We start from the raw sequence: 25138 nt of genomic DNA on the forward strand, positions 1-25138 counted from the left end.
GATGAACAGTCCGCGTGACGAGTGCCTGGCCACACGAGCCGGCTGTCGTCGACTTCCACGCCTCCGAGGGCCGCTCCTGGCGCCTCTGGTTCTCCGCCGACGGCACACGGACCACCCGTCTCCCCGGACCCGGCACCATATCGGCCACCACTGCCGACCGTGGCCCGGAGGCGGCCGACTCCTCCGTCCGGGGCACGGTCGACGAGCTGGTCCTCAGTCCGCACGACCGTACTCCGATCAGCTCCCTGGAGCAGGAGGGCGACCAGCCCCTCTTCGGCGGCTCAGCGCCTGGGATACCGACGAGTCGGACGTGACGACGCCACCCCCGCGTCCGCAGACCGCGGCGAGGGCCCCGCGGGGCCCGCTCCCACCCGGCACACGGTGAGGCGAGAGGCCCGGAACCCGCACGGTTCGACCCCCACCCCCCTCAAGCACCCGCTCCGCAACGGCAAGGTCTCACCCCTTCCGGGGACACTGCGGGCTCGCTCGATCCGTGCGGCGCGAACACGGCAGCGGATCCCTTCACGGAACAGATGACAATGAAAACGATTGTCGATAACGTGATCCTCCGGGGTGCTCACCCCTGCCGGGATCTGCCGCCGCGCCCGGACGCCCGTACCGAGAAGGAGACGCCATGGCCCCCCTGATGTGTGCGAGTCCGGCTGGGCCGGCCCCGACCGGCCCCCGGGCCGCCGCGGGCTCGTACCCCGAACTCGTCGAGCGGGTTCTCTCGGGGGAGTTCGGCGCCCTCCCGGAAGACCTGCGGATCGCGTCGGCGTTCACCACGCACCAGGCTGTGCGCCACGACGGGCGGAACACCGGCTACCGCAACGAAGTACTGAGTCTGCGACTGGCCGGTGCGGTGGGATCGTGTGCGGTGGAGCCGGGTTCGCTGCCCGCCGACGTCGTGGCGGAATGCGCCGGATCGGATGCCGGGAGCCTTCTCGGGCACCCGCTCCTGCCCGTCCGCGTGGCCGCCCTGGACGCCTACTTGATGCACACCCACGGACACGGACCCGCCTCCGGCGCGGTGACCTGGGCACTGCCGGGTGGGAGTTCACTGCTCAGGTCGCGGGCGCGGGCGCGGGCCGTCGTGAGCCTGTTGCGACTCCGCCCAGGAGGAAGGGTGTTGGTGGTGGGAGTCGTCAACTCCCTCCTTGAGGCGTTGCGTCGTCGCGGGTTGGGCTACATCCCGTGCGACTGGAAAGGCGGCGCCACGGAGTGGGGCGAGCCCGTGACGACGGACGCGATCGGGGCCCTGGACCACTGCGACGCCGTACTCGCCTCCGGAATGACCCTGGGCAACGGCACGTTCGAGGGCCTGCGCACCCGCGCCGTACGGCAGGGCAAGCCGCTGGTGATGTTCGCCCAGACCGGCAGCGCCGTACTGCCCCGGCTCATCGGGGCGGGCGTCACGGCGGTGTGCGCCGAGCCGTACCCGTTCTTCTGGCTGGACGGCGGTCCTGGTTCCGTGCACCTCTACGGCGGACTCTCCGGGGGGACTCCGTGACCACGGCCGTCCGCGCTCCGGTGGAGAACCGCGCGCTCCTCGACCTGGTGGGGAACACCCCGTTGGCCCGCATCACCACTGACCTCGCGGGGCCGCACCCGGGATTCTGGGCGAAGCTCGAAGGGCTGGGCGCCGGAGGCATGAAGGCACGTCCCGCGGTCTCGATGCTGCTGGGTGCCAGGGAACGCGGCGAACTGCCGCCTGGCGCAACGGTGATGGAATCGACCTCCGGAACACTCGGTGTCGGGCTCGCCTTTGCGGGGCAGGCCCTGGGGCACCCGGTCACTCTGGTGGTGGACGCAGAACTCGAACCGGCCATGCGGAAGCTGCTGCACGCCTACGGAGCCCGGCTGGAGTTCGTGGACCGCCCGGCCCGACAGGGCGGCTGGCAGGCCGCCCGGCTGGCCCGCCTCCACGAGCTCCTGCGCCGGACCCCTGGAAGTTACTGGCCCGATCAGTACGGCAACCCCGACAGCGTGGCCGGTTACGCTTCGCTCGCGTCCGAACTCGACGCCCGGCTCGGCCGGATCGACATCCTCGTATGCAGTGTCGGTACGGGAGGCCACAGCGCGGGCATCGCGGGACCGCTCCGCCTGCGCCTGCCCGGCCTGCGGCTCGTGGGGGTCGACGCCTCGGGATCGGCGATCTTCGGCCCACCGGCTCGCCCACGCCTGATGCGCGGCCTGGGCAGCAGCATCCGCCCGCACAATGTCGTCCACGAAGCGTTCGACGAGGTCCACTGGATCGGGCCCGCCGAAGCCGTGCATGCCTGTCGGCGGCTCGCCTCGGGGAACTTCGTCAGCGGCGGATGGAGCACCGGAGCCGTCGCCCTCGTCTCTGCCTGGGCGGCCCGTACGTACCCGGAGGCGGTCGTCGTCACGGTCTTCCCGGACGGGCCCGAACGGTATCTCGGCACCGTGTACGACGACGGGTTCACCGCCGCCCACGGTCTCGGCGAACCGGCCGGACGCCCGGTGGAAGTCGCCCACCCGGCGGTGGAGGCGGGCGGCTGGACCCGCTGCCGGGCGGTCACCGACCCGCGCGTTCCGCGTCCGACAGCCACATCCGCCTACGCGCCGTCACCGGCACCGGCCGCCAGGGGTACGCTGCGGCCCGCTTCGCCCTGCGGGCGCGCCTCGACGGGTTGATGGACGCCTGGCTGCGCCGGCACCCGCGTCCGGGCTTCGAGCTGGTCGTGGCCCATGGGCACGGGCAGGGCGAGCACGTCGCCGCCGACGCCCGGTTCGCCGGTACCGGCTCCCACCCGCGCCCGACTGCCGGTACGCTCCCTGACGGGAACGGGCAGCGGGCGTCCGGACGGGCCGCGCGTCTCGCGTTCCCCGGTGGCACGGGTTCCCCGACGGACGGTCGGCGCGGGCCCGGTCGCACAACTCCACCTCCTCCCAGCGGATCGGTGACCATGGACAAGCGAGTGGACCTCACGCGGCGGCGCCATGTCGACCTCGCGCGTGTCTCCAGCGCTGTCTGTCGCCCCTGCCACGGTTGTCGTACCGGCAACGGCCGCTGACCGTCCTGCCGTAGCGAGCGAGTTCCGGGGTCACTCCGGGCCGTTACGTCTCTTCCGACGTACCTTCCCGCACACCCTGCGAGCGCCTTCGCACGGACCTCCGCGCGTGGCTCGCGGCAGGGCGGATCGGTGTCGCACGAGGGCTGTTCGCCACCGCGCATTGACGTCCGACGTCCGGTGACGAGTTCACCGACGGGAGCGTTCCGGTCGTCCGGTGCGTCGCCGGGCCACCGCCGCCTCGCCATGTACACGCGGGAGGTGTGCAGGCTTCCCGACCCCTGTACGCGATGTACGACTCGGGCCCCCTACCGCCGCCCTTCCCCACCGGCGCTTCCCCACCCGTACCCGTCGGCCCGGCACCGCCGACCGCACGCCCGCACGTTCGCACCCGACCTCCGGAGTTCCGATGACCGATCTCCCCGCCCCTCCCCCCGTGTCCGCCGGCGATCCGTCCGCCGTCCGTGTCGTCCGCGACGACACGGAGGCGCTCGCCCTCGCGGCCGAACTCGCCGCCGACTTCCGCTCGGGGGCCGCCGCACGGGACTCGGAGCGCCGGCTGCCGCACGCCGAACTCGACCGTCTCTCCGCCTCCGGTCTCCTCGGCATCACGGTGCCCCGGTCATACGGCGGAGCCGGTGTACGCCACACCACTCTCACCCGTGTCGTACGGACCCTCGCCTCGGCCGATGCCAGCCTCGCGCAGATCCCGCAAAGCCACTTCGTGTACGTCAACGTGCTGCGGGCCCGGGGCAGTGCGGAGCAACGCCGGTTCTTCTTCGGCGAGGTGCTGGCCGGCCGCCGTCTCGGCAACGCCCAGTCCGAGGCGGGTACGAAGCACGTCCAGGACATCCGGACACGGCTCACGGCCGACGGGGACGGGGACTTCCTGCTGACCGGGGAGAAGCACTACTCGACCGGAGCCCTCTACGCGCACTGGATACCCGTGTTGGCCAGGGGGGATGACGGGGAACTGTGGGTGGCGTACGTACCGCATACCGCGAGCGGGGTCACCGTTCTGGACGACTGGGACGGCATGGGGCAGCGCACGACCGCGAGCGGGACGGTCCGGCTGGACGGTGTCCGCGTGCCGGCCGACCGGGTGGTGCCGCACCATCTCACCTTCCGGGGACCCCAGTTGCACGGCGCCGTCGCACAGTTGCTGCACTCCGCCATCGACGCGGGGATCGCGGCGGGCGCTCTGGAGGAGGCCGCCGCGTTCGTCCGTACGAAGAGCCGGCCCTGGTTCGAGAGCGGGGTGGAGAGGGCGTCCGACGATCCGCTCCTCATCCAGCGGTTCGGTGAACTGTCCCTGCGTGTAAGGGCTTCCGACGCCTTGCTCGCCGAGGCGGCACGCGCGGTCGATCGCGCGGAGGCCGATCTCACCGACGACTCCGCTGCCGAGGCTTCCCTCGCGGTCGCGGCGGCGAAGGTCGTCGCCGCGGAGGCTGCGGTCGAGACGGGCTCGGCGCTCTTCGAAGTGGCGGGTACCCGAGCGGCGCTCGACTCCCTCAATCTCCACCGGCACTGGCGCGACGCCCGGACCCACACCCTTCACGACCCGACGCGCTGGAAGGTGCAGCATCTGGGCCGTTGGGCGCTCAACGGCACCCGTCCGCCCCGCCACGGGCTCCTCTGACCTCCGGACGGCCCGCCGCGCCGCCGAGCCGCACGGGCGCGCATCCCGTGTCCCCCGACTGGCGCCCCCACCCCCGATCCACCGACCTCCTCCATCCAGCGATCCGCCGATCCGGCGATCCGTCACACCGAAAGGGCTCCCCATGTCTCTCACGTTCCACTGGTTCCTCCCCACCAACGGCGACAGCCGGCACGTCGTGGGAGGCGGTCACGGTACGCCCGTCACGGCGGCGGGCGGCGACCGACCGCCGAGCGTCCCCTACCTCACCCAGATCGCGCTCGCCGCCGAGCAGATCGGCTTCGTCGGCGTGCTCACACCGACGGGTGCCTGGTGCGAAGACGCCTGGCTCACCACGGCGTTGATCAGTCAGCACACCGAACGCCTCAAGTTCCTGGTGGCCTTCCGGCCCGGCTCCGTGTCACCGACCCTCGCGGCCCAGATGGCGTCCACGTATCAACGGCTCACCGGTAACCGGCTGCTGCTGAACATCGTCACCGGTGGCGAGAGCCGCGAACAGCGCGCCTACGGCGACTTCCTCGACAAGGACGGCCGGTACGCGCGCACCGGCGAGTTCCTGCACATCGTGCGGGAGTTGTGGCAGGGCAGGACGGTGGACCACGCGGGTGAGCACCTGCGGGTGGAGGACGCCAAGCTGGCGAGGGTGCCCGAACCCGTCCCCGAGATCTACTTCGGCGGTTCGTCCCCTGCCGCGGGCGTGGTCGCGGCCCGGCACAGCGATGTCTACCTCACCTGGGGCGAGCCGCCCGCGGCCGTCGCGGGGAAGATCGCCTGGATCAGGAAGCTCGCCGCCGAGGAGGGGCGGACCGTACGCTTCGGCATCCGGTTGCACGTGATCGCCCGCGACACCTCCGAGCAAGCGTGGGCCGAGGCCGGGCGACTGCTGGCGGGCTTCGACGAGGCGACCGTCCGGTCCGTGCAGGAGGGCCTCGCGCGCAGCGAGTCGGAGGGGCAGCACCGGATGCTCGCACTGCACGGCGGCGGCCGGGACGGGCTGGAGATCCATCCGAACCTGTGGGCCGGTATCGGGCTGGTGCGCGGCGGCGCGGGCACGGCCATGGTCGGTTCGCACGAGGAGGTCGCCGACCTGATCGCCGAGTACCAGGCGCTGGGCATCGAGGAATTCGTCCTGTCGGGCTACCCACACCTGGAGGAGGCCTACTGGTTCGGGGAGGGGGTCCTGCCGGTCCTCACCCGGCGCGGGCTCTGGCACCACCCGTACGCGAGCGCCGCCGCTCCCTCGGCCGTCGTGCCGTTCGCGGGGCGACCGTGAGGGGCTCCGGTCACCGTGTGCGCCGCATGACCGGGCGTGAAGCCCGTGTTACAGGATCACGAAATGAACGCCGTCCCACGGTGTGTCCCGATGAGGTCCGAGTGCGGCGCCCGATCACTTCCCTGATGCTGTTTCCGCTGGTCAGCTGGGTTTACGGCGACGCATCGGAGGGTCGCCGGGCCTGGCCGCACACCTGTTCACACGGTTCCGGAGCACGTTGACGCGCGTGCCCCCACATGGGTTACTGACGCCGGACCGGCCCGGGTTTCTCCGGCGGTCCGGCGGCCACGGTCCCGTGCGTCGCCCGTACCACCGAGCGTGTCCCAGCGGCTCACTCATCGCGGCAGAGAGAACCAGGATGACCAGCATGGAGATCGCACCGGAGAGGACGGCAGGCGTCCGCCGCCTCCGCTCCGCCGTGCCGTCGGCCGCGCTGTCCCTCCCCTCCCCGCGTACACCGTCGCACGAGTGCGGCCCATGCCGTGCCTGCCGCTCGTGTACCGGCGGGCTGCCGGCCCGCGCACCGCACTGCGGCTGCTGACCGACCGGCCGGACCACGTCCGCCCCGCCCCTCTCGCGCTTCACCGCAGCCCTGCCCGGGCCTCCGGCCAGGGTTCCCGCTATCGGCCCGACCGCGTGCCGCGCGCCGTCCGGCCGCCCCTTGACCGCTGGAGCACCCCATGCCCGAGACGTTCGCACCCCCGGAAGATCCGGTCACCGCCGGCTCTCCCCCCGCCCCGCCCGGAGAGGGCCCGGCTCCGAAGGCCGCCACCCGCGCCGCGTCGGCACACGACCCGCGTCTGGCTGCCGAGCGCGTGCTGCCGCTGCGACACCCGTGGCGGTGGGTGCTCACCGCGGTGGTCGTCGTCCTGGTCGCACAGTTCGTCCACGGTCTGGTGAGCAACCCGTTCTACCAGTGGAGCCGGTTCTCGTACTGGTTCTTCCGCCCGGTGGTACTCGACGGTCTGCTGATCACTCTCGAAGTCGCCGCCCTCAGCGCGGTGTTCGGACTGATCGGTGGTGTGATCCTCGCGCTGGGCCGGCTGTCGCCCAATCCGGTGCTGCGGTCCGTCTCCTGGGTCTACATCTGGTTGCTGCGTTCGGTACCGCTGATCGTGGTGCTGCTCTTCCTCTACAACTTCAGTGCCCTCTATCAGACGTTGAGCCTCGGTGTTCCCTTCGGACCGGCCTTCTTCGAGTTCGACGAGTCGCGGCTCGCCACCGACATGACCGTCGCCGTGGTCGGCCTCAGCCTCAACGAGGCGGCGTACGCGGCCGAGGTGGTCAGGTCCGGCGTGCTCTCGGTGGACCAGGGACAGCACGAGGCGGCTTCGGCGCTCGGCCTGCCACGCGGCTACCAGTTCCGCCGCATCGTCTTCCCGCAGGCGCTGCGGGTGATCGTGCCCTCCTACGTGAACCAGCTGATCGGGCTGGTCAAGGGCACCTCGCTGGTCTTCTACGTCTCGCTCCTCGATCTGTTCGGCACCGTCCAGAGCCTCGGCAGCACCTACTCCGGGGACATCGTCCCGCTGCTGCTGGTCGCCACCCTCTGGTACGTCATCCTCACCAGCGTCATCTCGGTGATCCAGTTCTACGTGGAACGCCACTACTCACGGGGCGCGCTGCGCACCGTACCTCCGACCCCGTTGCAGAGACTCCGGGCCACCGTCCGGGGCGCCCTTCCCAGGACCCCGATCGGATCGAGCACATGAGCGTCATCGCCCCCGGGAGCACGAAGAGCCCCGTCCGCGCCGAGCCGGTGGCGGTGGAGATCCACCGGGCACACAAGTGGTTCGGTGAGAACCAGGTCCTGCGCGGCATCGATCTGACGGTCGAGCCGGGGTCGGTGACGGTGATCCTCGGGCCGTCGGGGTCCGGCAAGTCGACGCTGCTGCGCACGGTGAACCACTTGGAGAAGCTGGACATCGGCCATGTGACGGTCGGAGGTGAGCCGATCGGGGTGCGGCACCACCGCGGCCGGCTGAAGGAACTGCCCGAGCGCACCATCCGGGCGCAGCGCAGCCGGATCGGATTCGTCTTCCAGAACTTCAACCTGTTCCCCAACCTCACGGTGCTGGAGAACGTGGCGGCCGCGCCCACCGCCATCGGTCTCGCCGACCGCGACGGCGCCCGCGAGTCGGCCCGTCTTCTCCTCGACCGGGTGGGACTGGCGGACAAGGCCGCCAGCTACCCCCGCCAGTTGTCCGGTGGCCAGCAGCAGCGGGTCGCCATCGCACGGGCGCTCGCGCTGGAACCCGGTGTGATCCTCTTCGACGAGCCGACCTCGGCGCTCGACCCGGAACTCGTCGGCGAAGTTCTCTCCGTCATCAAGGAGTTGGCGACCGGAGGTACGACGCTGATCGTGGTGACCCACGAGATCGGGTTTGCCCGTGAGGTCGCCGACCAGGTCGTCTTCCTGGACCACGGCGTGATCGTCGAGCAGGGGAAGCCCGCCGACGTGCTCGACAACCCCCGCGAGGCCCGCACCAGGGAGTTCCTGGGAAAGGTTCTCTGACTGCCCATCACCTTTCCGGCGGCTTGTGATCGACCGCCGGCCATCTGCCGGAGCGCGGCTCTCCTCTGCCGGACTCCCCTCCCCACACGTCCTCTCACCTGTACTCCATCACCCTCAAGGAACCGACATGTCCCGCCGCAGATCCCGACTGACCACCCTCGCCACCGCCGGCACCGTCCTCGCGCTCGCCGCCGGACTCAGCGCCTGCGGGGACAGCGACACCGAGGACTCCACCGCCGCTGCGGGCGCCGCGAAGGGATCGGTCGTCATCGGCGCCGCCTCGAACGGTGCCGCCAAGGAGACGACGCTGGACGTCCCCGAGGTCGCGGAAATCCGGGCGCAGCTGCCCAAGTCCGTCACCGAGGACGGAAAGTTCACCATCGGTCTCGGCATGCTCCCCGCCGGGTCCGCCCCGCTCGGCTACGTCGGCGACGACCAGAAGACGCTCACCGGCTCCGAGGTCGACCTCGGTCGCCTGGTCGCCGCGGTCTTCGGTCTGAAGCCCGATCCGAAGAACGCGACCTGGGAGAACCTCTTCGTGGGGATCGACAGCGGCCGCACGGAGGCCGGCTTCTCCAACATCACGGACACCGAGGAGCGCAAGAAGAAGTACGAGTTCGCCTGCTACCGCGAGGACAACCTCGGTTTCGAGGTGAGCAAGGAAGCGGACTGGAGCTTCGACAACGACTACGAGAACCTGGCGGGCAAGACCATCGCCGTGGGCTCCGGCACCAACCAGGAGAAGATCCTGCTGGAGTGGCGGGACAAGCTGAAGTCCGAGGGCAAGAAGCTCGACGTCAAGTACTTCGCTGACAACAACAGCGCCTATCTGGCGCTCAATGCCAAGAAGATCGACGGCTACTTCGGCCCGAACCCCGCCGTCTCGTACCACATCACCCAGTCCGCGAGCACCCCTCAGGCCACCCGGAGCGGTGGTACGTACTCGGGTGCCGGGGCCTCGCTGCAGGGGCTGATCTGCGCCACGGCGAAGAAGGACAGCGGTCTGGCGAAGCCGCTGGCGGAGGCGATCAACTACTTGATCGAGAACGGCCAGTACGCGAAGTGGCTGGAGGCGTGGAACCTCAAGGACGAGGCCGTGCAGAAGGCGGAGGTCAACCCGCCGGGGCTGCCGATCACCAACTCCTGATCCACCGGCACACCGCACCCCGATCGGGCCGGGGGCGTGCCCGGACGCGAGAGAGCAGAGAGGGAGACCCGTCATGCCACCCAGTGTGGTGATCGTCGGCGGCGGAGTGATGGGCGCGGCGGCGGCCTGGCGGCTGGCGGGACGCGGTCACCGGGTCACGGTTCTGGAGCGGTTCGGGCCCGGCCACGATCGCGGAAGTTCGCACGGCAGCTCCCGCATCTTCCGGCTGACGTATGCCGATCCCTGGTACGTCGGGCTCGCCCTGCGAGCGCTGCCGTTGTGGCGGCGGCTGGAGGAGGAGTCCGGTTTGCCGGTGCTGACGGTCACCGGAGCCGTCGACCACGGGTCGCCCCGGACCGTGGGGGAGCTGGCCGGCGCACTGACGGCGGCCGGCCGGCCGGGGTTGGTTCTCAGCCCGGAGGAGGCGGCCGAGCGGTGGCCCGGGCTGCGTGCCGACACGACCGTGCTGCTGCACGCGGAGGGCGGCCGACTGCACGCCGACGCGGCCGTGACGGCGCTGCTCACGGCTGCGGCGGGCCTCGGCGCGGACGTACGGCACGGAGTGCGGGTGCGGGCTCTGCGCCGGGGAAGGAGCGGGGTCACCGTCGAGACCGAGGACGGCGGTGCACTCGCGGCGGACGCCGCTGTGGTCGCGGTCGGCGGCTGGTCGCCGTCCGTCCTGCCCGACCTGGTGGACGGGCTGCCGCCGCTGCGGGTCACTCAGGAGCAGCCCCTGCACTTCGCGGTGGACGACGCGCTGGAATGGCCGGCTTTCGTGCACCATCCCGGCGCCGGGTTCGACGAACCGGGCGGGGTGTACGGGCTCGGCAGCGAGGACGGCGTCAAGGTCGGGTTCCACGCGGTCGGGCCGGTGGTCGACCCCGACCACCGGGACCGTACCCCTGACCCGGTGGCGGTCGGGCGGCTGGAGGGTTACGTGCGTACCTGGCTGCCCGGACTGGCCGGGGCCGTCCCCGAGCCGGTCACCTGCCTCTACACGTCCACCCCCGACCACGACTTCGTGGTCGACCGCCGGGGCCCCGTGACGGTGCTCGCCGGCTTCTCCGGCCATGGATTCAAGTTCGCTCCCGCCATCGGCGAGCTGGCGGCGGACCTGGTCGAAGGCCGGCCGGGGGCCCGGCGCTTCGCCCTCGGGCGCCCGCTGCCCGCAGCCGTCGGCTGATCCGGTCCGCCCGCCCCTGTCCACCGTGCCGCGACCGGCACGATCCACCGAAGGAAAGAACGGCCCCACATGTCCACCGACGTCCACTCACCGCAGTCACTGCCCCGGACCGGCCCCGGTTCCGTTCCCGCCCGGTTCGTCCCGCACGTGCTGGACAACGCCGCCTGGGCCGCCCTCACCGGAGCCCATCGCCGCTTCGCGGAAATCGTCGGCTCCGCGGCCCGCTACCGTACGGACGTCGCCCCCTTCGTGGCGCTGGGCGACTCCGCGGACCCGCGCGCCTGGGACGATCTGGCGGCGCTCCTCGGCCCCGGTACGCAGACGGCGGTGACCGGGATCGACGATGTGCCTGAGCACTGGGAGACCGTCCAGCGCGCGGAGGGTGTACAACTCGTCGCGGACACCCTGCAGACACGGTCCGATCCGGAAGCCGTCCGGCTGACCACGGCCGACGTGCCCGAGATGCTGGACCTGGTGAGCCGGAACAAGCCCGGGCCGTTCCTCCCGCGCACCATCGAGCTGGGCGCGTACTGGGGAATCCGGCGCGGCGGTCGGCTGGTGGCGATGGCCGGGGAACGGCTGCGGCCCCCCGGTCACACCGAGATCAGTGCGGTCTGCACGGACGCCGAACACCGCGGCGAGGGGCTCGCCACCCGGCTGGTCCGCCATGTCGCCGACGGGATCCGGGACCGCGGGGACGTTCCCTTCCTGCACGCGGCGGGCGACAACGAGAACGCCATCCGCCTCTACCTCTCGATCGGCTTCGCCCTGCGCCGTCGCACCCTCTTCGCCGTGGTCCGCGTCCCGGGCGGCGCCCCCGCCACCGTGCCGGCGAACTGACCTCCGCGCCCCGAAGGCGCGTGCCCGAGGCCGGTCCGCCGCCTCCCCGTACTCAACAGCCAGATCAGGAAAGGCCTCTCCCCGACATGTCGCAGTCCCCCTCCTCACCTCCCGAACCCCTCCATCTCGCCGTGGCGCTGGACGGCACGGGCTGGCACCCCGCGTCCTGGCGCGAGCCGGAGTCCCGCGCCCGTGAACTCTTCACCGCCGGCTTCTGGCTGGACGCCGTGCGGGAGGCGGAACGCGGTCTGCTCGACTTCGTCACCTTCGAGGACGCGCTCTCCCTCCAGTCCACCGATCCGACCGCCGACGACCGGCGCACCGACCAGGTGCGCGGCCGGCTCGACGCGGTCCTGATCGCCTCCCGGGTGGCGCCGCTCACCCGGCACGTGGGACTGGTGCCGACCGTGGTGGCCACCCACACCGAACCGTTCCATCTGGCCAAGGCCGTCGCGACACTGGACTTCGTGAGTTCCGGCCGCGCCGGGGTCCGGGTCAAGGTCTCGGCCGCCGGCCACGAGGCGGCGCACTTCGGCCGCCGGGATCTGCCGCCGTTCCGCCCGCAGGACTACTTGCTGCCCGAGGCCCAGGAGTTGGTGCGCGAGCTGTTCGCCGAGGCCGCCGACTACGTCGAGGTGCTCCGCAGGCTCTGGGACAGCTGGGAGGACGACGCGGAGATACGCGACGCCGCCACCGGGCGGTTCATCGACCGCGAGAAGCTGCACTACATCGACTTCGAGGGCAAGCACTTCAGCGTCAAGGGCCCCTCCATCACGCCCCGTTCGCCGCAGGGGCAGCCGCTGGTGACCTCGCTGGCCCACGCGACCATTCCGTACGAACTGGTGGCGAGCTCCACCGACGTCGGTTACGTCACCCCGCACGACGCCACCGGGGCGCGGGCCGTGACCGAGGAGATCCGGGCCGCCCAGGACGCGGCCGGACGCGGCGGGGAGACCCTCCACGTCTTCGGGGACCTGGTGGTCTTCCTGGACGAGACCGCGAGCGCCGCGAAGGCACGCCGTCAGCGCCTCGACGACCTGGCCGGCACACCTCTGACCAGCGACGCCGAGATCTTCACCGGCACCCCCGCCGAGCTGGCCGACCTGCTGCTGGACTGGCAGCGGGCGGGCCTGACCGGGTTCCGGCTCCGTCCGGCGGTCGCCGGTCACGACCTGCCCGCCATCACCCGGGGGCTGGTACCCGAACTGCAGCGCCGCGACGCCTTCCGCCGCGCGTACGAAGCCGACTCACTGCGCGGCCTCCTCGGCCTCTCGCGTCCCGCCAACCGTTACGCCCGGGTCCGGGCCGGAGGACAGTCATGAGCGACATCCTGAAGCAGATCCACCTCGCTGCCCACTTTCCCGGGGTCAACAACACCACGGTCTGGAGCGACCCGGAGGCGGGCAGCCAGATCGACTTCGCTTCCTTCAGCCACTTCGCGCGCACCGCGGAACGGGCCAAGTTCGACTTCCTCTTCCTGGCCGAGGGGCTGCGGCTGCGCGAGCAGGGCGGCGCGATCTACGACCTGGACGTGGTCGGCCGTCCGGACACCTTCGGTATCCTCGCCGCGCTGGCCGCGGTCACCGACCGGATCGGCCTGGCCGGCACGATCAACTCCACCTTCAACGAACCGTACGAGGTGGCACGGCAGTTCGCCTCCCTTGACCACCTCTCGGCGGGCCGTGCGGCGTGGAACGTCGTCACCTCCTGGGACGCGTTCACCGGCGAGAACTTCCGGCGCGGCGGCTTCCTCGCGGAGGAGGACCGGTACACCCGCGCCGAACAGTTCCTGCGGACCGCCTGGGAGCTCTTCGACTCCTGGGCCGAGGACGAGATCCTCGCCGACCGGGAGAGCGGGCAGTTCCTGCGCAGCGCGGACGCCGGTACGTTCGCCCACCGCGACCAGCACTTCGACATCGCGGGCCGCTTCGACGTGCCGCGCTCCCCGCAGGGCCGCCCGGTGATCTTCCAGGCCGGGGACTCGGACCAGGGGCGGGAGTTCGCGGCGGCCACCGCGGACGCGATCTTCAGCCGGCACTCCGCCCCCGGGCCGGGCCGTGCCTTCTACCAGGACGTCAAGGGGCGTCTCGCCCGCCACGGGCGCGAGTGGGACGAGCTGCTGATCCTGCCGGCGGCCACCTTCGTGCTGGGCGAGACGGACGCCGAGGCGGAGGAGCGCGCGCACGAGGTGCGGCGCAGCCAGGTCAGCGGACAGACCGCGATCAAGTTCCTGGAGCACGTGTGGAACCGGGATCTGTCCTCCTACGACCCGGACGGGCCGCTGCCCGACATCGAGCCGGACACCGGTGCGCATACCGTGGCCCGGGGCCGTGCGAGCGTGCGGATGGTCCGCGATCCTCTCACCACCGCCTCCGAGTGGCGTCAGCGCGCAAAGGCGGAGGGCCTTTCGATCCGGGAGCTGGTGATCGAGACGAGCGCCCGGCAGACCTTCATCGGCTCACCGTCGACGGTCGCGCGGGCACTGAACGACTCCGTGCAGAGCGAGGTGTCCGACGGGTTCATCCTCGCCCCGCACCTGGTGCCCGGAGGCCTGGACGAGTTCGCGGACACGGTGGTCCCGCTCCTCCAGGAGCAGGGCGTCTTCCGCACGGAGTACGAGGGGACGACGCTCCGCGACCACTTGGGTCTGCGCACTCCGAAGGGCTGACTGCCCGGGTGGGTTCCGAGGGCGCTCGTCCGCCCTCGGAACCTGCCGATTCCGCTTTGCTCCGGCGGCAGCGGTGTGATCAGCCGTGCGCGACATGGCAGTTGCGGCTCCCGCGGAGCGCCCGGGACGAGGGGGCAACGCACCGTGCGCGGTGCGGAAATGACCGTCCAGCCGTGCCCGCAGTGCGGGTCGGACATGGAGACGAGCATCCGGTTCGTGACCTGGTGCGACCGGTGCGACTGGAACGTCGATCCGAGCCCGCCGGAGGAGAAGTACGGGCTCCTGGAGAGCCGTCGCAGGAGACTGGCCCAGCGGCACGGGGAGAAGCTGCTCGCCGACGTGACCGGTGGCGGGTCCCTGAGCCCGCACCGGAGCACCTCGTCCGTAGCGGCGTTCCTGCTGGCCCTCTCGGTGCACGCCTTCACCCTGGCCGTGGTCGTCGCAGGTGGCTGCTTCCTGGTGAGGGGCTGGGCCACCGCGTGGATGGTCCCGGGCGTCGTCTCGCTCGCGTTGGCGTGGACACTGCTCCCGCGCTTCGGTGGGCCGCCCGAGGGCGATCCGGTGCTGCGTCGCGCGCAGGCACCCGAATCTCTTCGCGCTGATCGACGAGGTGGGCGGCGCGACCGGGACCCGCGGCGTGGACGCTGTCGTCCTCGACACCGCGGTCAACGCGTGTGTGACGACCTACGGCCTGCGCGGCAGACGTCTTCTCATGATCGGGCTGCCGTTCTGGGAGACTCTCACCCCTCAGGAACGTCTCGCTCTGCTGGGCCACGAACTCGGCCACTTCAGCAATGGGGACACCCGGCACGGGGCTGTCGTGGCCACGGCTTTCCGCTCGCTCTCCACCCTGCTCCGCTTCGTCGCTCCGGAACCCGACCCGACGCCGATGCAGGCACTGGTCAACGCAACTACCCTCATTCCCCGCGCGCTGGTGATCGGGATCGTGGTCGTACTGGACCTGCTGGCGCTGCGCGCGGCCCAACGGGCCGAGTACCTCGCCGACAGGAAGGCTGCCCAGGCCGGTTCCACCGCGGCGGCGGTGTCGCTGACGGACCGTCTGCTGGTGACGGCATCGGTCGAGGGCGCGCTGCTCCGGGAGGCGAACACGCGCCGGCTCGCCCGCCGCGACACCCTGGCCGCGAAGCAGCCGTGGCTCGGCCTCTGGGAGCGGCTCGCGGCGCACATGGAGTCGATTCCGCCTCGCGAGTACGAGCGCCTGCGGCGGGTGTGCGTGTTCCGGGGTCACAGCAGCAACTCGACCCACCCCCCGACCCCTCTGCGCCGGGCCGGCCTGCTGTCGGGGCCGCCCACCGAGACGGCGGTGCTCATGGACGAGGCCCGTGAGCAGCGGATCGCCTCCGAACTGGCCGATGCCCGACTGGCTTTGGGCCGCAGGGTGTTCACCCACGGCCTTGCCGGCCGACAGGCGACGGAGACGCGGAGGGCTCGTTGCGGGGCGGCGAGGGTTTCGCGCCGCCCCGACTCCCCCGGGCCCCTCCCTTCACCGCAGCGCCGGCCCACGCGCCCGCGGGCCGGGCGGGACCGCACCGGTTCACTCGCCGGGCGTGCCGAGTGGCGGCAGCTCCAGGTGTTCGCGCAGGGTGGTGCCCCGGTACTCGGTGCGGTAGACGCCCCGCTCCTGGAGTTCCGGGACGAGCTTGTCGACGATGTCCGTCACGGAGGCCGGAAGCAGGTGCGGAAGCAGGTTGAAGCCGTCCGCGACCCCCTCGCGCACGTAACGGGTCCACTCCTCGGCGATCGACGCGGGGGTGCCCACGAAGGACGGATGTCCAGGCGACACAGCGCGTACCAACTCCACGATGGACAGGTTGCGTTCGGCGGAGAGCTCGCGCCATTTACGGATGGTCGCGAGTTTGCCGGTGCGCTGGTCGACGGCGAGGGTCCCCCGGGACGGATCGAGCTCCTGCTCGCCCGGTTCGATGTCCGGCAGTGGGCCGTCGGGGTCATAGCCGGAGAGGTCGGTGCCCCAGTACTGCTCCAGGAAGGCGAGGGCGCGCGGGCCGTTGATCTGTTCGCCGCGTACCCAGCGGGCCTTCTCCTCCGCCTCGGCCGGGGTGTCGCCGATGACGACGCTGGCGCCCGGCAGGATCCGCAGCGAGTCGGGCGTCCGGCCGTGGCGGGCCAGCCGGTCGCGGAGGTCGGCCGCGTAGGCGGTGGCCTTGCCGAACTCGGTGTTGGCGGAGAACACCACGTCGGCGTGGCGGGCGGCAAGTTCGCGGCCTCCCGGGGAGTCGCCCGCCTGGAACAGCACCGGTCGGCCCTGGCGGCTGCCCGGCACGGTGGCCGGGGCGCGCAGCGTCACCAGGTCGGTGGAGCGCTCGACCGGCACGAGGGCGCCGGGCCGGGCCCAGTGGCCGGCGTTCCCGTCCGCGGCGATGGTGCCGGGTGCCCAGGACGCCCAGAGTTCTTTGGCCGCCTCCACGAATTGCCCGGCGCGTTCGTAGCGGCGTTCGTGCTCCAGCCAGCCGCCGTGCCGGAAGTTGGCTCCGGTCCAGGCGTTGTCGGTGGTGACGATGTTCCACCCCGCGCGGCCTTCGGAGAGCAAATCCAGACTCGCCAGCCGGCGTGCGAGGTCGGCCGGATAGTTGTAGGTGGTGTTCTGGGTGGCCACCAGCCCGATGCGTGTCGTGACGGCGGCGAGCGCGGCCAGCTGGGTGATCGCGTCGGGCCGGCCTGCCACGTCGAGCTCGAAGACCCGGCCCCGGTTCTCCCGTACGCGCAGCCCCTCTCCCAGGAAGAACGCGTCGAAGAGGCCGCGTTCGAGAGTCTGCGCGATCTCGACGAACGTCTCGATCTCGGTGTGCGAAGGGGCGTCCGGGTCGGTCCAGATCAGCTGCGGTCCTACTCCCGTGTAGAACACGCCGAGGTGCAGCTGCGGTCGGGGGTTCTGTGCGGTCATGGCGGTCACCTCAGGCGTTCGTGGCCGCCGGGGCGGCGAAGCGGTTGGCGGGACGGGGAAGGCCGAGCGTGTCGCGCAAGGTACCGCCGGGGCGTGGCACGGGCCGCTCCCCGGCCAGCGCCGGCAGCACCCGTTCGGTCAGCACCGGCAGGTCGACGGCGAGTACGGCCGGGTGCAGCCTCACCCCGTCGACCAGGGCGGAGAGTTCACGCAACAGGCCGACGAGAGCCTCGGGCGAGCCGACGTGGCGCAGCCGTCCGGTCTCCGGCCACGCGGCGGCCTCGTCGAGGGCGGCGAGCCGGTCGGACGCCGGGGCGTCCGCGTCGAGGACCACCTCCACCTCCGCGAACACCAACGGCGCTCCGGCCTCCCTCGCGGTGGCCGCGCGCTCCGCGATCCCGGCGAGATCGGGCCGGCCGACCAGCACCACGTCGGCGCGGCCGTCCGCGTCCAATGCGTCGGGAACCAGTACGACGAGCCGGCCCTGCGGGGGCCGCGGAGTGATGAGGGGGCCCTTGACCGAGAAGGCGGGGCCCTCGAAGTCGACGGGGTGGACGCGGTCGGCGTCCAGGAAGCGCCCGGTCGCCAGGTCCTTGATCACCGCGTCGTCCTCCCAGGAGTCCCACAGGGACCGGGCGGTGTCGATGACGTCGGCGGTCTCGCGGGCCAGCGCGGCGGCGGAACGTACTGGCTCACCGACGGTGGCGGCGTCGTCCGCGCCGTTCGCCGCGCCGACGACCCAGGCGCCCCGGCCGTGCGTTGCGTGATCCAGGCTCGCGAGCTGGGTGGCGAGATGGAACGGTTCCGTGGTGGTGACGTGCAGGGTGGGCGCGAGGCCGATCCGGTCGGTCAGCGTGGAGACGTACGCGGCGCGCGTGCCGGCCTCCACCCGGCCTGCCGGACCGCCCGCCGCCTCGGGCGGCAGCGGTGAGTCGGCGAAGGTGACGAGGCTGAAGCCCGCGTTCTCGGCGGCGGCCACCACCTCCCGCAGGGCGCGCGGGCCGAGGACCTCGCCGGGCGGGCGACCCGACCGGCGCCAGGACGCGGGGTGGGCGCCGTCGCCGTCCGCTTCCAGCGCGAGGTGCAGGCCGGTAAGCCCGGTGTCGTGATCAGTCATGAGGGTTACCTCCGGTCGAAGGGGTTCCGGGGACGTGGGTGTCGGCGTGCGCCGACGAGACGGACGGAGTCCGGTTCCGGGGCGGGGACGGAGCACGGATACGGAAGGGGGCGGCGGCCGGACCCGCTGCGGCACGGGTCCGGAAGGCCCGGCCCGCGTCAGCGGTGCCCCGTCGCCGGGAGAGCAGGAGCGCCACGACCAGGGCGGAGAGCACGGCGGCCGCGGCTCCGGAGGCGAGCCCCCAGCGCACCCCGGCGTGCTGGGAAACCCAGCCGATGGCCGGACCTCCGAGCGGGGCGCCGCCCATCGAGACGACGGTGTAGACGGCCATCACCCGGCCGCGCACGGCATCGCTGACCTCCGACTGGACGAAGGCGCTGACCGCCGTGTTGAGGGTCATCAGGGCGAATCCGGTCGGCAGCAACAGGATCAGGAAGGTGGTGTAGGAGGGCATCAGCGCGGCCACCGCCTCGCTGACGCCGAAGAGGACGGCGCCGAAAACCACGGTCCGTACCCGGGGCGAGGCGCGTCGGGTGGCGGCCAGCGTCCCGGCGACGGTGCCCACGGAGAGCGCGGTCGACATGAAGCCGAGGCCACTGGAGCCGACGTCGAAGACGCGCCCGGCGAACAGGGTGAGGGTCGTGGGGAAGTTCACCGCGAAGGTGGCCACCAGCCCGAAAAGGGCCAGCACACCTGCCAGTTCGGGCCGGGCGGCGACGTAGCGCAGGCCCTCGGCGCCCGCGCCGGCCCATCGCGCGCTCTTCACGGGCTCCGGCGCGCTCACGGACCTGCCTCCGGGAGCGCCGGGCGCGGGTGGGTGCGCGCGGATCGTCAGGAGCCCCAGGGTCACGGCCACGAAGGAGACTGCGTTCACCGCGAACACCCCGCCCGCGCCGATCAGTCCGATCAGCGTTCCGGCGATCGCGGGACCGATGAGCCGGGCGGCGTTGAGCGACAGGATGTTCAGCCCCGCAGCGTTGGGTATCAGCGCGGGTCCGACCAGTTCGGTGACGAAGGAGAGCCGCGCGGGATTCTCCACGGTGAAGACACAGCCCAGGCCGAAGGAGAGCAGATAGACCGACCAGAGGGGCGCGTGCCCGGAGAGCACGGCGACCGTGAGGATCACCGCCTGGACGGCGTACAGGGACTGTGCCCACAGCAGGAGGGAACGACGGTCGTACCGGTCGGCGAGCACCCCGCCCCACAGGCCGAGCAGCAGAACCGGAGCGAACTGCAGACCCGCCGCCCACCCGACCGCGGTTCCGCTGTGCGTGAGGTCGAAGACGAACCAGTCCAGTGCCACGCCCTGCATCGCGGAGCCGATGTTGGAGACCAGTCCGGTGCTCCAGTAGGTCCGGTAGTCGCGGACCCGCAGAGCGGTGAACACCCCTGTTCGGGCGGTGTTCTTGGGCACCATGATCCTTTCCTTCGGGGGCGCACGGGCAGACCTGATACGGCGCCCGCGCGGCGCGGCGGGGCACAGGTTGAAGTGACGAAGCATCAGAAAATGATGAGGGATGGGCGGCCGCGCGAGGGCACCCGGCGGACGCGGAGGGAGCTCACCCCTCGACCGGGTACCTCGTGATCGAGGGACGCACGAGGAGCAGGTGCACGATCCGGGAGGCGGGACTGCCCAAACACGCCCTACAGGCAGGCGAGCGCCCAGTGGCGCGGGGCGGTGTCCGTACACAGTGCGCTGCTCACCCTGAGCAGATCGACGTGTCGCCGGACGACGCGGAGCGTGGAGGACCCGCCGTGGTGCGGCAGATGACTGCCGTGCTCGCTGAAGGGTCGCGCCCGCACGCCGGTCACCTCGCAGTCTTCGGGTCGTCGGGCGGCCGGGTACCGGTCGCCGGTGGTCGAAGATCGCCACGCCGACGCGGGTGATCTCTCCGCAGGCTAACCCGCGCCGGGCTCATTGAACAATGCCGTTTCGGAATGCCGAACCCGTCCGCCGGATCGGGGAATGAAGCGCGACAGGGACGGAGTTGCGTTCTGGAGAATCACGCAGACCCCCACAACGAAGACGAGGGAGCGGACATGACCGTCCTGCGGAACGACGTCGACCAGAAGAACTTCACCGAGGAGTGGGAGCGGTGGCACGCGGAGAAGGAGGCACAACTCGCCGGACCGCACGGCTTCCTCGCGATCACGAGCCTGCGCTGGCTGAGCGCCGAGCCGGAGCGCTTCGAGGACGCGCCGGGCGCCTGGTCGGCCACGGCCGCGGGCGTGGTGGTGGAGCTGGCGGACGGCGAGGAACTGACGATCGACGGTGAGGTCGTGACGGGACGTCATGACTTCGGGGTCATCGGTGAACGCGACAGCCTGTACCCGGGGTTCGGCGATGCGGTGATCGAGGTCGCCAAGCGCGGCGGACACGACATCCTGCGCCCCAGACACCCGGGGAACGCACTCCGTACGGGTTTCACCGGCACTCCCGCGTACGCTCCTGCGGCGCACTGGGTCCGTCCGGGAAGGTTCCTGCCCTACGAGGAGCCACGTCCGGTGACGGTCGGCGCGTCGGTCGAGGGACTGGAGCACGTCTACGACTCCCCCGGCCAGGTCGAGTTCGAGCTCGGCGGCGAGACCCACCGGCTCACCACGTTCAACGGCAAGCGTCCCGGAACGCTGATGGCGCTGTTCACGGACCGCACCTCCGGTGTGACCACCTATGCGGCGAACCGCTCCGTGCAGATCGACGCACCCGACGAGCAGGGCGCCGTTCACATCGATTTCAACCGCGCCGCGAACCTTCCGTGCGCCTACACCGACCTGGCGACCTGCCCGCTGCCGCCGAGGGAGAACCGTCTGCCGGTCGCAGTCGAGGCCGGTGAGCGCATCCCCCTGGAACGCGGCGGACCGGCTGCCTGACACACCGTCCGCACCCGCCGAGTCCTCCTTCTCACAACGGTCTCCGGGCTGGTACGTTCGGGGGCGTCGCCGCCGGGTGACGCCCCCGTGCACGAAGGGACCGCGCCACTCATGCCGTACCGGTCGAGCGTCACCGGAGCCCCGCCTCCGGGCCGCGTCGCCGGTACGCACCGCGCGAGGCCTCCCGGCCGGTGCGCCACCGCCACCGCCCGTCTCCACGCCCGCCTGCACATAGATCTGCGCCGCTCCTCCAGCGCGCTCTGTCGGGCCTGACCCTCCGCCCGGACCTCACCCGTCGCGGCCTCCGCGCGGGTGCGCACACCTCGGCACCCACCGCGTCCGCGTGCATCGAGCCCGGGTGCGTCGAGCCCCGCCCCGTGCGCGGCGCCGGGCGGACCGCGGTCGTCGTCCCCATCGCCGGAGGGCCCGGCCCGGTCCCGCGCGGGCCGGCCGGCCGTACGTTCCCGGATCACCCGGTGGCATCAGATCCAGCAGACGCAAGGGAGCACCGCAATGGACGTCCACGCCTCACTGGCCGACGCGGTCGGCAACACCCCGCTGGTACGCCTCAACCGCGTCACCGGTCCGGGCCTCGCACCGGTGTACGCGAAGCTGGAGTACGTCAATCCGGGCGGGAGCGTGAAGGACCGCATCGCGCTCTCCATGGTCGAAGCCGCCGAAAAGGAGGGGCTGTTGGCACCCGGCGGGACCATCGTCGAGGGCACCTCGGGCAATACGGGCGTCGGCCTGGCCATGGTCGCCGCACAGCGTGGCTACCGGTGCGTCTTCGCGATCCCGGACAAGAGCAGCGCGGAGAAGGTCGCGGTGCTGCGTGCGTACGGCGCCGAGGTCGTCGTCTGCCCGGGTGACGTACCGCGCGAGCATCCGGAGCACGTGCACGCCACGGCCATCCGGATCGCCGCCGGGACTCCGGGTGGCTGGCTGGCCAACCAGTACGACAACCCGGCCAATCCGCTGGCCCATTACCGGACGACCGGCCCCGAGATCTGGCGGCAGACCGCGGGCCTGATCACCCACCTGGTGGCCGGCATCGGCACCGGGGGCACCATCACGGGGACCGGCGAGTACCTCAAGGAGGTCAGCGGCGGGAGGGTGACGGTCGTGGGCGCCGACCCGGAGGCATCGGTCTACTCGGGTGGCGACGGCGGCCCGTACCACGTGGAGAGCATCGGCCATTTCCGTCATCCGGAGACGGTGGACGACACATGGCCCGAATCCTTCCACCCTTCGGTGGTCGACCGTTACGAGCGGATCAGCGACCGGGACTCGCTGCTGACCGCCCGGCGCCTGGCCCGCGAGGAGGGGCTGCTGGTCGGCGGCTCCGCCGGCACCGCGGTGGCCGGGGCGCTGCGGGTGGCGGCCGGTCTCGGCCCGGACGACCTGGTCGTCGTCCTGTTGCCGGATTCCGGTCGCAACTACCTCTCCAAGGTCTTCGACGACGACTGGCTGCGGCAACTCGCCCTGCCGGAGGCGGGAGACCTGCTCACGGTCACCCCGGCCGTCCCGCCGCGGGGCTGACCGTCCACGGGTGCGGTCCCTGCTCGCCGGAGTCCGCATCGCGCCCGTCCTGCCCGGCCGGGGCGAGCTCCGGAGCTCCAGCGGCCCGACCGGCGCTCACCACGCGGTGGACGCCGTGGGGGTGAACCGTACCGGCTGACCGCGTACCGCCCGGCCCCGTCCGGCGTTCTCCCCGAACGCCGGACGGGGCCGGGCGCCGCCGTGTTCGACGACCTCCGGCCCCGCCCACGTACCCGGGTCAGGCGTACGTCTCGAACTCGGCGACCTTGGGGGTGCCGCTGGAGCTGGTGATCTCGAAGGTGACCTTGCGCAGCGAGGTCTTGGCAAACGAGATGGTGCCCGCTCCGGTGCCGGAGGTCAGGACCGCGCCGGTGTCACCGTTCAGGAGTCGCCACGAGCCGATGCTGGAGCCGGACGCCGCGCGGATGGTGGCCGAGGAGACCGCGGTGGCGGCGTCCCACTTGACCGACACGGAGCCCGTCGAGCCGGAGGGCGACCAGTAGGTGCTCAGGTCGCCGTCCTTGACGTTGCCGTAGCTGGTTCCGCTCGCCTTGCTGGAGCCGTCGGCGCCCCCGGAGAGACTGAGGTTGGTGCCGCTGGGCTGCGTCGGGCCCGTGGTCGGCGTCGGCGTTGCCGTGGTGGGGCTCGGCGTGGGCGTGGTCGGGTCGGTCGTGGGGGTGGTCGGCGTGCAGTTGCCGTTGGAGACCTGGAGGCCCTTGTTTGCGCCGGCCGTCTGGGTCACGATGCTCGGCACGCAGCCGGCCGCATCGAGGGTATAGGCGTAGGGGATGCTGACCGTGGTGTTGGACGTGGGGTTGGGGCCTGCGGGGTTGTTGTCGGACGCGTGGGCCGACCAGGTCACGTTGTCGAAGGTGTTGCCGCTGACCTGCCAGTAGCCGGCCGCGTCGGTGTAGAAGGTGCCGAGGACGTCCTTGGAGTCCTTGAAGTAGTTGTTGTCCACCTTCGCCTTGGCCCCGGCACGGGAGTTGATGCCCGACTCGTTGAGGTTCACGTAGTAGTTGTTGTAGATGTGCGCGATGCCGCCACGCAGCAACGGGGTGCGGGAGTCGAGGTTCTGGTACAGGTTGTGGTGGAACGTGATGAAGCCGTTGGAGAGTTCGGTCTCGCTGGAGCCGATGAGGCCGCCGCGCCCCGAATTGCGCAGGGTGCTGTAGGACAGCGTGACGTACTGCGTGTTGTCCTTCATGTCGAAGAGGCCGTCGAACCCTTCGGCCTCTCCGCCCGAGGCCTCCAGGGAGGTGTGGTCCACCCAGATGTTGCGGACGTCGCTCTCCATGCCGATGGCGTCGCCGCCGTTGGAGGTGGGAGAGCCGGACTTCTTGACGTTCTTGACCGTCACGTTCTGGATGATGATGTTGCTGGACTGACGTATGTGGATGCCCACTTGGTCGAAGACAGCGCCGCTGCCGACGCCGACGAGCGTGACATTGCTGATCTGCTTGAGCTCGATCACCCCCGCCGCGGTGTTGCAGCTGTCGCCCGACACCTTGGCGGTGTTGGCGTGGTTGATCGTCCCCTCCACCTGGATGGTGATCGGGGTGCTGCTGCTGGCGCGACCGCACAGTGCCTGGTGGATCTCGGTACCCGTCGTCGCCTTCACGACCTGCCCGCCGGCCCCGCCGGTGGTACCGCCGTTCTGGGTCGCGTAGCCGGTGACGCCGCCGGTCGCGGCGGATGCCGAAGGCATCGACACGATGACACCGGTCGCCGCCGCCAGGGCCGCCGTGGCCACTGCCGCGGAGAGTCGCAGTGCGACTGCTTTCCTCATGCTCGTCTCTCTCTGTTCGTCTTCGGATACGAGATTGAACAAATGGCATGCTCATGCCATTCAAGAAGTCGTGCCGAGCTCGCCGACACTCACCGGATACGCTCCGACCACCCATGGCGCGGGCTTGATCGCGCCGGTCGGATCGAGTCGGCCGTTCTGCCGCGACCCACAAGCCTGCACCGTCGGCGATACCGGCGCGGGGTCTCCGCGTCCGCACCACCGCCCACTCCGTCCACTACGGGAGGTCGTCGCCGCCGGAACCACGACGGACGGTGCGAGGGGCGTGGATCATGACGCACACCCTTCACTCCGCGGCACGGCGACCTCCCTCATGCGGCACCGTTCCGGATCGGTGGCGGCTCGCCGGTGAAGTCGCCTGCGGATGAGGTGACTTCACGTTCACCGGTGCGGGACCCTGGAGGGGGAAAGCGCTTTCTGAACGTGAGGATAGGGCGGCCCTCGCGAGGCTGGCAAGGTTCCGGACGCCTACGGAACGGGCGCCACCGCGACCCGCGACCGCGGTCGGCGCGCCCGGAGCGACCGCGCGGCGTCGTCCCGCACCGCGAACCGGGTTCACACCC

Annotated in this window: 20 protein-coding genes and 2 pseudogenes; 17 read left to right on the top strand and 5 right to left on the bottom strand. The window is 71.5% G+C overall.

The genetic code is table 11. The features are described from left to right. The first annotated feature begins 14 nt into the window (after positions 1-14). The 14 genes and pseudogenes from ACFYPN_RS23685 to ACFYPN_RS23750 all read left to right on the top strand — a co-directional run. Positions 15-314, top strand: coding sequence for a hypothetical protein (locus ACFYPN_RS23685; protein ID WP_358757511.1), 300 nt, complete (start codon positions 15-17; stop codon positions 312-314). 320 nt (positions 315-634) lie between these two features. Next, positions 635-1510 (top strand): Rossmann-like domain-containing protein, encoded by an 876-nt coding sequence (locus ACFYPN_RS23690; RefSeq protein WP_358757513.1) that lies wholly within the window; start codon positions 635-637, stop codon positions 1508-1510. After that, the gene (locus ACFYPN_RS23695) at positions 1507-2658 is read left to right on the top strand and encodes a PLP-dependent cysteine synthase family protein (RefSeq protein ID WP_358757514.1); all 1152 of its coding nucleotides are present in this window, start codon (positions 1507-1509) and stop codon (positions 2656-2658) included. Before ACFYPN_RS23690 ends, ACFYPN_RS23695 begins: the two co-directional genes overlap by 4 nt. Before the next feature lie 272 nt (positions 2659-2930). After that, positions 2931-3038 (top strand): putative leader peptide, encoded by a 108-nt coding sequence (locus ACFYPN_RS23700; RefSeq protein WP_358757516.1) that lies wholly within the window; start codon positions 2931-2933, stop codon positions 3036-3038. A gap of 406 nt (positions 3039-3444) precedes the next feature. After that, on the top strand, positions 3445-4674 hold the full coding sequence (locus ACFYPN_RS23705; RefSeq protein WP_358757518.1) for an SfnB family sulfur acquisition oxidoreductase: 1230 nt from the start codon (positions 3445-3447) through the stop codon (positions 4672-4674). A 142-nt stretch (positions 4675-4816) separates the two neighbouring features. Continuing rightward, positions 4817-5965 (top strand): LLM class flavin-dependent oxidoreductase, encoded by a 1149-nt coding sequence (locus ACFYPN_RS23710; protein ID WP_358757520.1) that lies wholly within the window; start codon positions 4817-4819, stop codon positions 5963-5965. Positions 5966-6645: 680 nt separating this feature from the next. After that, positions 6646-7677, top strand: a complete 1032-nt coding sequence (locus tag ACFYPN_RS23715) for an amino acid ABC transporter permease (RefSeq protein WP_358757521.1) — start codon at positions 6646-6648, stop codon at positions 7675-7677. Continuing rightward, positions 7674-8480 (top strand): amino acid ABC transporter ATP-binding protein, encoded by an 807-nt coding sequence (locus ACFYPN_RS23720; RefSeq protein ID WP_358757523.1) that lies wholly within the window; start codon positions 7674-7676, stop codon positions 8478-8480. The genes ACFYPN_RS23715 and ACFYPN_RS23720 overlap by 4 nt, the downstream gene beginning before the upstream one ends. Positions 8481-8607: 127 nt before the next feature. Further along, complete coding sequence (locus ACFYPN_RS23725; protein ID WP_389300815.1) at positions 8608-9627, top strand: transporter substrate-binding domain-containing protein; 1020 nt, start codon at positions 8608-8610, stop codon at positions 9625-9627. A 73-nt stretch (positions 9628-9700) separates the two neighbouring features. Further along, positions 9701-10810, top strand: coding sequence for an FAD-dependent oxidoreductase (locus ACFYPN_RS23730; RefSeq protein WP_358757526.1), 1110 nt, complete (start codon positions 9701-9703; stop codon positions 10808-10810). Positions 10811-10879: 69 nt separating this feature from the next. Continuing rightward, positions 10880-11650, top strand: a complete 771-nt coding sequence (locus tag ACFYPN_RS23735) for a GNAT family N-acetyltransferase (RefSeq protein ID WP_358757528.1) — start codon at positions 10880-10882, stop codon at positions 11648-11650. A gap of 86 nt (positions 11651-11736) precedes the next feature. Beyond that, on the top strand, positions 11737-12972 hold the full coding sequence (locus ACFYPN_RS23740; RefSeq protein ID WP_358757530.1) for an LLM class flavin-dependent oxidoreductase: 1236 nt from the start codon (positions 11737-11739) through the stop codon (positions 12970-12972). Beyond that, the gene (locus tag ACFYPN_RS23745) at positions 12969-14318 is read left to right on the top strand and encodes an NtaA/DmoA family FMN-dependent monooxygenase (RefSeq protein ID WP_358757531.1); all 1350 of its coding nucleotides are present in this window, start codon (positions 12969-12971) and stop codon (positions 14316-14318) included. Before ACFYPN_RS23740 ends, ACFYPN_RS23745 begins: the two co-directional genes overlap by 4 nt. A 676-nt stretch (positions 14319-14994) precedes the next feature. Beyond that, a pseudogene (locus ACFYPN_RS23750) lies at positions 14995-15546 on the top strand (M48 family metalloprotease); the annotation flags it as partial. A gap of 327 nt (positions 15547-15873) precedes the next feature. Here the strand turns inward: ACFYPN_RS23750 and ACFYPN_RS23755 are convergent. The 4 genes from ACFYPN_RS23755 to ACFYPN_RS23770 all read right to left on the bottom strand — a co-directional run bounded on the left by ACFYPN_RS23755 (position 15874) and on the right by ACFYPN_RS23770 (position 20161). After that, positions 15874-17241 carry an NtaA/DmoA family FMN-dependent monooxygenase gene (locus ACFYPN_RS23755; protein WP_358757533.1) on the bottom strand — a complete coding sequence of 456 codons (1368 nt, stop codon included), beginning with the start codon at positions 17239-17241 and terminating at the stop codon, positions 15874-15876. 10 nt (positions 17242-17251) lie between these two features. Further along, positions 17252-18358, bottom strand: a complete 1107-nt coding sequence (locus ACFYPN_RS23760; protein WP_358757535.1) for an LLM class flavin-dependent oxidoreductase — start codon at positions 18356-18358, stop codon at positions 17252-17254. Continuing rightward, positions 18351-19775 carry an MFS transporter gene (locus tag ACFYPN_RS23765; RefSeq protein ID WP_358757537.1) on the bottom strand — a complete coding sequence of 475 codons (1425 nt, stop codon included), beginning with the start codon at positions 19773-19775 and terminating at the stop codon, positions 18351-18353. The genes ACFYPN_RS23760 and ACFYPN_RS23765 overlap by 8 nt, the downstream gene beginning before the upstream one ends. Positions 19776-20002: 227 nt before the next feature. After that, positions 20003-20161: a putative leader peptide gene (locus ACFYPN_RS23770; protein WP_358757539.1), complete on the bottom strand. Its 159-nt coding sequence runs from the start codon at positions 20159-20161 to the stop codon at positions 20003-20005. Positions 20162-20398: 237 nt separating this feature from the next. On the opposite strand from ACFYPN_RS23770, the gene ACFYPN_RS23775 reads away from it, so the two are divergent. The 3 genes and pseudogenes from ACFYPN_RS23775 (at position 20399) to ACFYPN_RS23785 (ending at position 22907) form a co-directional block, all read left to right on the top strand. Further along, entirely contained in the window at positions 20399-21229 is an 831-nt protein-coding gene (locus ACFYPN_RS23775) for a DUF1684 domain-containing protein (RefSeq protein WP_358757540.1), read from the top strand. 513 nt (positions 21230-21742) lie between these two features. After that, positions 21743-22729: pseudogene (locus tag ACFYPN_RS23780) on the top strand (PLP-dependent cysteine synthase family protein); the annotation flags it as partial. Between the two features lie 49 nt (positions 22730-22778). After that, positions 22779-22907, top strand: a complete 129-nt coding sequence (locus tag ACFYPN_RS23785) for a hypothetical protein (protein WP_358757542.1) — start codon at positions 22779-22781, stop codon at positions 22905-22907. Positions 22908-23006: 99 nt separating this feature from the next. On the opposite strand, the gene ACFYPN_RS23790 is transcribed toward ACFYPN_RS23785, so the two are convergent. Continuing rightward, complete coding sequence (locus ACFYPN_RS23790) at positions 23007-24557, bottom strand: pectate lyase (RefSeq protein WP_358757544.1); 1551 nt, start codon at positions 24555-24557, stop codon at positions 23007-23009. Positions 24558-25138 lie beyond the last annotated feature (581 nt).

This window comes from Streptomyces sp. NPDC005576 (assembly GCF_042871745.1).
GTDB lineage: Bacteria > Actinomycetota > Actinomycetes > Streptomycetales > Streptomycetaceae > Streptomyces.

Bases quoted from the DNA above. Each gene is read 5' to 3' on its own strand.
- ACFYPN_RS23765 (WP_358757537.1), bottom strand. From the start codon at position 19,775: ATGGTGCCCAAGAACACCGCCCGAACAGGGGTGTTCACCGCTCTGCGG.
- ACFYPN_RS23725 (WP_389300815.1), top strand. From the start codon at position 8,608: ATGTCCCGCCGCAGATCCCGACTGACCACCCTCGCCACCGCCGGCACC.
- ACFYPN_RS23710 (WP_358757520.1), top strand. From the start codon at position 4,817: ATGTCTCTCACGTTCCACTGGTTCCTCCCCACCAACGGCGACAGCCGG.
- ACFYPN_RS23715 (WP_358757521.1), top strand. From the start codon at position 6,646: ATGCCCGAGACGTTCGCACCCCCGGAAGATCCGGTCACCGCCGGCTCT.
- ACFYPN_RS23790 (WP_358757544.1), bottom strand. From the start codon at position 24,557: ATGAGGAAAGCAGTCGCACTGCGACTCTCCGCGGCAGTGGCCACGGCG.
- ACFYPN_RS23690 (WP_358757513.1), top strand. From the start codon at position 635: ATGGCCCCCCTGATGTGTGCGAGTCCGGCTGGGCCGGCCCCGACCGGC.
- ACFYPN_RS23700 (WP_358757516.1), top strand. From the start codon at position 2,931: ATGGACAAGCGAGTGGACCTCACGCGGCGGCGCCATGTCGACCTCGCG.
- ACFYPN_RS23720 (WP_358757523.1), top strand. From the start codon at position 7,674: ATGAGCGTCATCGCCCCCGGGAGCACGAAGAGCCCCGTCCGCGCCGAG.
- ACFYPN_RS23745 (WP_358757531.1), top strand. From the start codon at position 12,969: ATGAGCGACATCCTGAAGCAGATCCACCTCGCTGCCCACTTTCCCGGG.
- ACFYPN_RS23760 (WP_358757535.1), bottom strand. From the start codon at position 18,358: ATGACTGATCACGACACCGGGCTTACCGGCCTGCACCTCGCGCTGGAA.
- ACFYPN_RS23705 (WP_358757518.1), top strand. From the start codon at position 3,445: ATGACCGATCTCCCCGCCCCTCCCCCCGTGTCCGCCGGCGATCCGTCC.
- ACFYPN_RS23740 (WP_358757530.1), top strand. From the start codon at position 11,737: ATGTCGCAGTCCCCCTCCTCACCTCCCGAACCCCTCCATCTCGCCGTG.
- ACFYPN_RS23755 (WP_358757533.1), bottom strand. From the start codon at position 17,241: ATGACCGCACAGAACCCCCGACCGCAGCTGCACCTCGGCGTGTTCTAC.
- ACFYPN_RS23730 (WP_358757526.1), top strand. From the start codon at position 9,701: ATGCCACCCAGTGTGGTGATCGTCGGCGGCGGAGTGATGGGCGCGGCG.
- ACFYPN_RS23775 (WP_358757540.1), top strand. From the start codon at position 20,399: ATGACCGTCCTGCGGAACGACGTCGACCAGAAGAACTTCACCGAGGAG.
- ACFYPN_RS23735 (WP_358757528.1), top strand. From the start codon at position 10,880: ATGTCCACCGACGTCCACTCACCGCAGTCACTGCCCCGGACCGGCCCC.